Origin of the sequence: Pseudomonas defluvii (assembly GCF_001695625.1) — a bacterium.
GTDB classification, from domain to species: domain Bacteria; phylum Pseudomonadota; class Gammaproteobacteria; order Pseudomonadales; family Pseudomonadaceae; genus Aquipseudomonas; species Aquipseudomonas defluvii.
In genome coordinates this window covers 1-10606 of sequence record NZ_MBPN01000136.1, presented here as the reverse complement: position 1 = coordinate 10606, position 10606 = coordinate 1, and the positions used below count along the sequence as shown (strand labels likewise).

At 63.2% G+C, this 10606-nt stretch carries 2 protein-coding genes; both read right to left on the bottom strand.

Features of this window, described 5'->3' with window-relative positions; translation table 11 throughout:
* Nucleotides 1-9857 (bottom strand): non-ribosomal peptide synthetase (locus EKA13_RS23935; RefSeq protein ID WP_065761638.1); only part of this gene is annotated, 9857 nt, incomplete at its 3' end.
* Nucleotides 9858-9859: 2 nt separating this feature from the next.
* Nucleotides 9860-10606, bottom strand: a 747-nt coding sequence (locus tag EKA13_RS23930) for a phosphopantetheine-binding protein (RefSeq protein ID WP_141685676.1), incomplete at its 5' end; no start/stop codon positions are given.

The window sequence follows — 10606 nt, the reverse complement described above, 5'->3', positions numbered from 1 at the left end:
GGCGCCGTGCTTTTCTGCGCCAGAGGGATCAACTGACGGAACGCCGATGGCGTCTGGTTCAGCACCGTCACGCCCTCTTCGCTCAGGAGCTTGAGGAAGTCTTCCGGTGAACGGCTGGTGAAATACGGCACGATCACCAAAGCACCGCCGTGCACCAGGGCGCCAAAAATCTCCCACACCGAGAAATCGAAGGCGTAGGAATGGAACAGGGTCCAGATGTCGTCGTGCTTGAAACCGAAATCGCCCTGGGTGGCCTGGAACAACCGCTCGACGTTGCGCTGGGTTAGCTGCGCGCCTTTCGGCTGGCCGGTCGAGCCCGAGGTGTAGATCACATAGGCCAGTTGTTCCGGGTCGATAGTCACCTGTGGTGCGCTGCATGGCTCTGCAGAAAGGTCCAGGGTGTCCAGCGCCAATACCTGTACCGGCAACTGCAAGTCCAGGCTGGACAGGCTGATGACCTGGTGCAGGCCGGAATCCTCGACCATGTAGGCCAGCCGCTCCGCCGGGTAGTCCGGATCCAGCGGCACATAGGCACCGCCGGCCTTGAGCACGGCCAACAGGGCGACGATCAGTTCAGGCGACCGTGGCAGGGCCACGCCGACCAGTACATCGCTGCCCACACCGAGGCTCACCAAGCGATGGGCCAGTTGATTGGCACGCTGTTCCAGCTCGGCGTAGCAGAGGCTGACGCCCTGATGACGGATCGCCACGGCGTCAGGGCGCAACGCCGCCTGCGCGGCAATACGGGTCGAGATCGGCACGAACGCCGGGAAGTGTTGCTGCACCGCGCTCCAGTGCACCAGTTGTTGACGCGCGGTGACATCATTCAGCTCCAGCCGCCCAAGCGGTTGCGCAGCATCACGGGCCATACCGAGCATCAAGCAGCACAGTTGTGCCATCAGCTGCTGCACGGTTGCGTCATCGAATGCTGCACGGTCATGGCTACAGGAAAACGCCAACGCTTCACCCAGGTTAACGGTCAGGGCCAATGGGTAGTTGGTCATCTCCAATTGATCGACAGGGCCGAACTGCAGGGCCTGGTCCTGATGCTGGCGCAACGCCTGATCCACCGGGTAGTTTTCGAACACCACCAGCGTATCGAACTGCGCTTGCCCGCCTTGCCCGGCCCAGCCCTGTATCACGTACAGCGGCGTGTGTTCATGCTCGCGCATGGCCAGGTTGTCGGTTTGCAGGGCGCGCAAGTAGTCGCCCACCGCCTGTTCGGCGAGCGGCTGCTGAATAACCGGCAATGTGTTGATGAACAGGCCCAGCCAGGACTCGACCCCTTCCAGCTGCGTGGGGCGACCCGCTACGGTGACGCCGGCGCACACATGCTCAAGACCGGTGTAGCGCTGCAGCAAAAGCAACCATGCGCCCTGTACCAAGGTGTTGAGCGTGATCCGCTGACGCTGTGCAAATTCGCGCAGACGATGTGTTTCGTCTTTGGTCAGCACCCGTGCGCATGCGCCATAACCGCTTTCCTGGCTCTGGGAGACAGCACTGGCCAACAGGCACGGTTCGTCCAGTGGCGCCAGACGAGCACGCCAAAAGTGCTCGCTGGCCTCAACATTCTGCTCTTGGAGCCAGTCGATGTAGTCACGGAAACCGCCTTTGACCGGTTTCAGTGCCAAGGGATCAGCGTAGTGGCGAAGCACCTCGCCAATCAGTTGGGCATTGCTCCAGCCATCGAGTAACAGGTGATGGCTGGTCCAGATCAGTCGATGACGCTGGTCGCTGACGCGCACCAGGCACAAGCGCAGCAAGGGTGCGTGCTGCAAATCGAAGCCACGGGTGTGCTCTTCGCGTGCCACCTGTGCCAGGGCCTTTTCCTCAACGGCGCGTTCACGCCAGTCGAGCACCTGCATCGGCACCTGTAACTGACGATGAACCACTTGTACCGGCGAAGGCAGGTCTTGCCAGGCAAAGCCCGTGCGCAGGATCGCGTGACGCTCCAGTGCAGCCTGCCAGGCGGCGCGGAAACGCTCGACATCCAGGCCGTCGATATCAACACACAGTTGGTTGATGTAAGTACCGGCGTGCGGTGCGAACAATGAGTGGAACAACAGCCCTTGCTGCATAGGCGACAGCGGGTAGATGTCTTCAATTTCACGTGGTGGGACGGCCAGGCCATCGAGTTGCGCCTGGGTCAGTTGCGCCAGTGGAAAATCACTGGGCGTCACACCGTAGGCCATTGGGCTCATGCAGTGATCAAGCACGCGGATGAGTTCGCGCAGGTAATCGTCCAACAGCACCTGTAACCGGGCACGACTGAAACGGGCAGCGTCAAAGCGCCAACTCAAGCGCAACTCGCCGGCATACACCTGGCAGTTGATTTCCAGCGCAGCCAATGGGGGCGTACCTGCCCCCTGCTCCACCCCTGCCGATTCACTGGCGGGGTGCAGCAGGTCATCGGCGCCGAAGCTGGTGTCGAACTGCCCCAGGTAGTTGAAGGTGACCTGTGCCGCAGGCAACTCATGCAACTGCTCGGCCCTTGCCAAGTAACGCAGGGCACCATAACCAACACCTTTATGCGGCACCTGACGCAGGGTCTCTTTGCTCGCCTTCAGCGTCGTCGCCAGATCGCTGTGAGCGCCAAGGCGAACCGGGTACAGGCTGGTGAACCAACCAACGGTGCGGGTCAGGTCGAGGTCCGCGAACAACGCCTCGCGGCCATGCCCTTCCAGATCGATCAGCACGCTGGGCTGCCCGCTCCAGGCGCACAAGGTACGGGCCAGGGCCGTCAGCAGCAGTTCGTCAATGCGTGTGCGATACGCCGCGTTCGCGGTTTTCAGCAACTGGGCGGTGCGGGCCTTGTCCAGGGTCAGGGTAAGACTTTCGATACCGCCACCGGGGGCGCCATCTTCGGGGAACTGATCCACGGGCCCGGCCAACTGCTGTTGCCAGTACGCCACTTCCGTTTGCAGCACCTCGCCGTGGGCAAAGGCTTCCATGTGTTCGGCCCAGTGCTTGTAGGCGCTGGTCTTGGCTGGCAACGGTAACCCGGCGTAGGCCTGCTGCAGATCCTCCAGCAGAATGCGCCACGACACGCCATCAACCACCAGGTGATGCACCACCAGCAGCAAACGGGCCGTCCCATCGGCCAGCCGAATATGCACGGCGCGCAGCAGTGGGCCGTTTTGCAGGTTCAGGCTGGCTTGCGCTTCGTCACAATGGGCGGTGATTTCTGCGGCAGAAGACGCTTCGCGCTCCCACAGCAAGGCCTGCTCGTTCGGGGCTCGATGGTGTTGAACCCAGCGGTTCCCCTCCTGCTGCCAGCTCAGGCGCAAGGCGTCATGGTGCACCACCAAGGCCTGCAAGGCACGGTTCAATGCCTGGCTGTCCAGCGGTTGCGCAGCCTTGAGCAGTACCGACTGATTCCAGTGGTGCCGCTGAGGGATCGGCTGTTCAAAGAACCAGGCCTGAATCGGCGTCAGCGGCACTGCGCCACTGACCGGGCCCTGGTCAATGGCCAACCCACCTTCCAGCGGTTTGGCCGCACGCGCCAGGGTTTGCAGGGTCTGGTGTTGGAACAGGTCTTTGGGCGTCAGTGCCAAACCGGCCTGCCGCGCACGGCTGACCACCTGGATCGAGACAATGGAGTCGCCACCCAGTTCGAAGAAATTATCGTGCAACCCGACCTGTTCCAGCCCCAACACCTGCTGCCAGATCGCAGCCAAGGCCAACTCTTCGACAGAAGTCGGCGCTTGGAAGGCCTGGCTTTCCCACACCGGTTGCGGCAGGGCTTTGCGGTCCACCTTGCCATTGGGAGTCAACGGGAAGCGTTCCAGCATCAGGATCTTGCTCGGCACCATGTAGTCCGGCAGTTGCTGCCTCAATTCAGCGAGCAAGGTTTCAGCCAGGCTGTCATCCGCCGCAGCGACCACATAGCCCAGCAGATGCTTGCCATTGACCACTACCAACGCTTCGCGAACCGCAGCATCGGCCAGCAGGCAGGCTTCGATTTCACCCAGTTCGATGCGGTAACCACGCAACTTGATCTGCTGGTCGATACGCCCCAGGTACTCCAGTTGCCCGTCATGACGACGGCACACACGGTCACCAGTACGGTACAGACGGCCACCGGTGTTCGAGAACGGGTCGGGGATAAAACGTTCGGCGGTCAGGTCCGGGCGCTGGTAGTAACCTCGCGCGAGCCCTTCGCCCCCTATATACAACTCGCCGATCACGCCCGTCGGAACCGGGTTGAGGTCGGCATCGAGAATATGCGCCTGACGCGCCCCGACCACCTCACCCAATGGCGCATAGGCGCGCGTTGACGGCCGACCATCGGCCTGCCAGAGCATCGGCGTGATGACGCATTCGGTCGGGCCGTAGCCGTTGATCAACTGGCAACCCAGCGTCTGCTGGAGCAGGCTCAGGATTTGCGTTGGCACCGCCTCACCACCCAAGGTGCAGAGGCGAACCGCCAGCTTCCGCGGTTCACTGCGCAGGGTGTCGCCCAACTGCTGGGCATAGGACGGCGGCAGATCAAGCAGGCTGACCCGCTCGCTGTCCAGCACCTGCAACAAACGCTCGATGCCCCATACATCCTGCCCGCGCATCACCACCCGTGCCCCAGCGGCCAGCGGCAGCAACCACTGCTCGGCGGCGGCATCGAAGCCCAGCGAGGCGAACAGCAACATCGCATCATCCGGCGTCACCTGATAGATACCCTGCATCGCCGCCAAGTGACCGGCCAATGCACCATGGCTGACAGCCACGGACTTGGGCTTGCCGCTGGAACCGGAGGTATAGATCAGGTAGGCCAACTGCCCGGAATGCACCGTGACCTGGGGTTGGCTGTTGGATTCATGTTGCAGGTCCATCCGGTCCAGCACGTAGGCGCCAATACCCGTCGGCAGGCTCATCTCGGTCAGCGCTTCAGCCAGCACCCACTCAAGACCGGCTTCATGGGCCATAAGGGTCAGGCGCTCGACCGGCAATTCAGGGTCCAGCGGCAGGTAGGTAGCGCCGGCCTTGAGCACGGCCAGCATGGCGATCAACGCGCGTGGCGTGCGCTGCAGCAACACGCCCACGGGCTGCTCCGGCTGCAGCCCGTCACGGAGCAAGCGATGAGCCAACTGGTTGCTGTGCGCATCCAGTTCAGCAAAACTCATGTGCAAGCGTTTTCCGTGCTCATCCCAGACCAGCGCCACCGCATCCGGCCGCTCAACCGCGTGTTGTACGATGCGCTGATGAATGGGCAGTGCACCGCTGTAGCGGCTGGCGACTGCCGGTAGCTGACGCTCGGCGGGCAGTAGCAGGTCCAGGCCTGCCAGCGGTGCGCGAGGCTGGGCCAGCAGTTGCCCAAGCAAGCGCTCGAAGCGCTCAGCAAGACGGGCAATGCTCCGTGCTTCGAACAGTTCGACGGCGTAGGTAAAACTCAACTGCAATGAACCGTCCGCCGCCTCCAGGCTGTCCAGAATCAGTTCAAATTGCGCGTTACCCACGCGGTTAGGCAGCACTTCGGCGCTCAAGCCTGGCAACTGCCGTAAACCCTCTGCGGTTTCACGCTGATGGTTGAACATCACCTGGAACAACGGCGTACGGCTCAGGCTGCGCTCCGGTTGCAGCGCGTCCACCAGCCGCTCAAAGGGCACGTCCTGGTTCGCCTGGGCTTCAAGGCCAAGGGCATTGACCTGCTGCAGCAGTTGCGCGAAGCCCTCGCGCCCATCGACCTGAATACGCAGCACCTGGGTGTTGACGAAAAAGCCGATCAGGCCTTCGAGTTCCAACCGGTTACGGTTGGCTTGAGGAATACCGATGCGCAGGTCACGCTGGCCACTGTGCCGATACAGCAGCCAGGCATAGGACGCCAGGAGCAGCTGAAACAGCGATGCCCCGTGCTGCCCGGCCAATGCGCGCAAGCGTGTGCCGAAGGCGGGTGGCAAGGTCAGTACATGCTTGGCACCGCGCAGACTCGGCATTGCCGGGCGCGGATGGTCCAGCAGCAACTCCAGCAACGGCTGCTCGCCGCCCAGCCTGTCACACCAGTACGCCAGTTGTTCGGCGACCTGTGGGCCGTCCAGCCGCTGCTGTTGCCACAGCGCGTAGTCGGCATACTGCAGAGAAAGCGCAGGCAAACGGGCGGCGCGGTGCTCCTTGGCGGCGCGATACAGTTCGGCAAACTCGTCGATCACAATGCCCATCGAGGCACCGTCGGTGATGATGTGATGCAGGGTCACCAGCAACACCCAGCGGTCGTCCGCACGTTCCAGCAGGGTAACGCGCAACAATGGCCCATTGCCCAGATCAAACGGGCGCAAGGCTTCACGCCGGGCTTCTTCGAGCACGGCGGTGAACGACTGCCCATGCATCGGTACACGGGTGATGGAAATAGGTCGAGGCTCATCAATCAGCTGCTGCGGTTGGCCAGCGGCGTCGAGCGCAAAGCGTGTGCGCAGGCTTTCATGACGCGCCACCAGCGCGTCGAACGCCTGCTGCAGCGCCTGATGATCAAGCGTGCCCTGCAGTTGCAGCGCAGCCGGAATGTTGTAGGCCGCGCTATCAGGCTCCATCTGCACGAGGAACCACAGGCGTTGCTGTGCGGCCGATAACGGCAACACCGATGGCCGAGGTGCAACCCTTAACGGTGCCTGCGCCGCAACCTGTTCAGGCAACTGTGCGACAGCGCTGGCAAAGCCGGAAAGGTCAGCGGCTTCAAACAGGCAGCGCAACGGCACTTCACGCTTGAGTTGTCGACGAATGCGGCTGATCACCTGGGTTGCCAACAGCGAATGGCCACCCAGCTCAAAGAAATTGTCGTCCAGCCCTACCCGTTCAACACCCAGCACCTGCGCCCAGATCCCGGCCAGGCTGATCGCAGGCTCGCTGTCGGCGGCTCGCCATGCGCGGGCCTGCCACACCGGCTCAGGCAAGGCCAGCCGGTCGATCTTGCCATTGGGTGTCAGCGGCAGTTGCTCCAGCACCACGATCTGCACGGGCACCATGTACTCGGGCAGGCTGCGACGCAGTTCGGCTTTAAGGGTTTCGGCCAGCGTTTCCCCCGCTGAGGCCGCGACATAACCGACCAGGCGCGTGCCAGCGGCGGCTTCTCGGGCCAGCACCACGGCAGCACGCACCTCGGCGTTGGCCAGCAGTTGCGCTTCGATTTCACCCAATTCAATGCGGAAGCCGCGAACCTTGACCTGATGGTCGATACGTCCGAGGTACTCCAGGGCGCCATCGCGCCGCCAGCGCACCAGATCGCCTGTGCGGTACAAACGCGCACCCGGCTCACCGAACGGGTCCGGCACAAAGCGCTCGGCGGTCAGGTCCGGGCGTTGATGGTAACCACGGGCCAGGCCTGTGCCACCAATGTACAACTCACCGGTGATGCCGACTGCAACCGGCTCAAGACGCGCATCGAGTACATAGGTCGAGGTCGCGGCGATGGGACGGCCAATGGGTTGGTTCGCCGGGCTGACGGCGCGCATGGCTTGCGCGGTGGACCAGATGGTGGTCTCGGTGGGACCGTATAGGTTCCATAGCCGGGCACCGTTACTGCCCAGCGCTTCGGCCAGATCGCGCGGCAAGGCCTCTCCCCCGCAGATCAGGGTGTGCCGCGATGACGGCTGCCACCCGCTCTCCAGCAGGATGCGCCATGTCGCCGGGGTTGCCTGCATGACGTCGGCCTTTTCCAGCGCGGCTTGCAGCGCCAGGCCATCGCGGGCCTGTTCGGCACTGGCCAACAGCACGCATGCGCCACGCGTCAGCGGCAGGTACAGCTCCAACGCGGCGATATCGAACGACAGCGAGGTCACCGCCAGCCAGGACTGACCGGCAGCGATGCCCGGTGCCTCGGCCATCGATTGCAGGAAGTTGCTCAATGCGCCATGACGGACCATCACCCCCTTGGGTTTGCCGGTGGAGCCCGAGGTGTAGATGACGTACGCCAACTGCTCCTCAGCCACGGCAATGTTCGGGGCCGTGCTCAGCTCTGCGCCGAGGTCCAGTGTGTCCAGATGCAGGGCCTGGATCCCTTGCGCCACGTTCAGACGATCTGCGACCACGGTGCTGGTCAATAGCAGCTCCAGGCCCGAATCTTCGATCATGTAGGCCAGGCGCCCCGCCGGGAACTCCGGGTCCAGCGGCACATAGGCCGCACCGGCCTTGAGCACGGCGAGTAACGCCACTAGCAGATGGGGTGAGCGCTCCAGCGAGACCCCCACCCGCGCATCGGGGCCAACGCCCAGTGCCAGCAGCCGATGCGCCAGACGATTGGCCCGTTGCTCCAGCTCGACAAAGCTCAGGGTTGTGCCCTCGGCAACCAGCGCAGGTGCATCCCCCTGGCGTGCGGCGCAGGTTTCAATCAGGCGGTGCACCGCTGTCAGTTCCGGGAAGCTGCGGGTGTTGTTGGCCAGGGCCACGATGCTGCGACGCTCGTCCTCGTCGAGCAATGGCACTGCGTCCAGTGCACAATCCGGGGTCTGGGGCAGCACCTGCAACAGGCGCAGGAAGTGTCGCGCGAGCTGTTCAATACTGGCCGCGTCAAACAGGTCAGTGGCGTAGCCGAAGGTCAGCCGCAAGACGCCAGCGCTGTCCTCCTCGCTGTTCAGGTTGAGGTCGAACTGCGCGTTACGGCTTTCACGCTCGAACGGCTCGACACGCAGCCCCGGTAACCGAGCCAGGGCATCAAGGTCACGACGCTGATGGTTGAACATCACCTGGAACAGCGGGTTGTGGCTCAAGCTGCGCTCAGGTTGCAACGCTTCGACCAGTTGCTCAAACGGCAGGTCTTGATGTGCCTGTGCCCCGAGGGCCGCTTGCTTGACCTGTTCAAGCAAGTGGGCGAAGCCCTGTTCACCGTGCACTTCACTGCGCAACACCTGGGTGTTGACGAAGAAACCGATCAGCCCTTCACACTCCAGGCGCTGACGGTTGGCGATAGGCACGCCAATACGCAGGTCACGCTGACCACTGTAGCGATACAACAGGACCTGAAACGCCCCGAGCAGCACCTGAAACAGCGTACAGCCGTGACGCTGGGCAAACTGACGCAGCTCATCGCTGAGCGCCGCCGGTACGACCAGCGCATGTTTGCTGCCACGGTAATCGCGCACTGCCGGGCGTGGGTGGTCGGCGGGCAGTTCGAGCATCGGCTGACGCTCACCCAGTTGTTGCCGCCAGTAGGCCAGTTGGCGATCCTGCTCCCCCGCTTCCAGCCAACTGCGCTGCCACAACGCGTAGTCACGGTACTGGATCGTCAAGGCCGGGAGCTCAGGCTCGCTGCCGGCGCTGAACGCCGCATAGGCCTTGGCGAACTCGTCGATCAGTACCTTCATTGACCAGCCATCGGCGATGATGTGGTGCAGGGTTACCAACAGCACATGCTCGTCATCGGCCAGACGCAGCAGGCCAACCCGCAGCAACGCGTCGTGTTGAAGGTCGAACGGCGTCAGGGCCTCGAGCGTGGCCGCGTCTCGCGCAGCGCCTTCACGTATAGCGGCCGGCAAATCGCGCAGGTCCTGCTCGCGGATGTCCAGCGCTTGCTGGTTCAGCACGATCAACTGCGGCTGATCATCGTGACCACGCTGGATACGGCTGCGCAGTGTTTCATGACGCGCAACGATCCGCTCAAACGCACGCTGCAGGGCGGCACGGTCCAGTGTGCCGCTCAGGCGCAGCGAACCGGCGATGTTGTAGGCGCTGCTCTGCGGCATCAATTGTGCGAGGAACCACAGGCGTTGCTGCGCGTATGACAGTACCCCACTGTGGGCACCGATCCCCGCAGGGATCGGCAGCAAGTTGAGGTTAAGGTTCTGTTCCCCCAAGCGTTGGAAAAACACCCGACGTTTCTCACCGGGCAGCGCCATGAAGCGCTGTGCCAGTTCTAGCGCGACAGTCTGGTCAAGCATGTTCAGTCAATCTCCAAATCGGTGAGAAGTGCTGCCATCCGGCGTGCGGTGTCGGCGTTCAACGCCTGGCTGTGGCAGGCATCGACCTGCGCGCAGAAACGCGTCAGGGTGGTGGCTTCAAAAAGCTCGCGCAGTGCAACCTGAGTACCCAACTGCTGTTGCACACGGGAAATCACCTGGGTTGCCAGCAGCGAGTGGCCGCCCAGTTCAAAGAAGTCATCGTCCAGGCCAACCCGCTCAACGCCTAACAGCTCGGCCCACAGGCCGGCTACAGCCCGCTCGGTATCGGTCTGCGGCGCCCGGTACTCGCGGCCTGCAGCAGCGTCCGGCTCGGGTAGCGCGCGACGGTCGAGCTTGCCGTTGGCGGTCAGTGGCAACGTCGGCAACACCACGATCTGTGCCGGGACCATGTACTCCGGCAGCCGTTCATGCAGGTGGGCCTTGAGCTCGTCCTGAATCGCCGGCGCCGGGCTGGCGACATAGCCCACCAGCCGGGGGCCACCGGCCCCTTCCTTGACCAGCACCGCCGCTTCGTTGACCTGCGGATGGCTTTGCAACTGCGCTTCGATTTCACCCAGCTCGATGCGGAAACCGCGAATCTTCACCTGCTGGTCGATACGCCCCAGGTATTCCAGGCTGCCGTCGACCCGGCGCCGGGCCAGGTCGCCGCTGCGGTACAGGCGTTGGCTGGCATCGAACGGGCTAGCAATGAAGCGTTCGCTGGTCAGTTCCGGGCGGTTCAGGTAGCC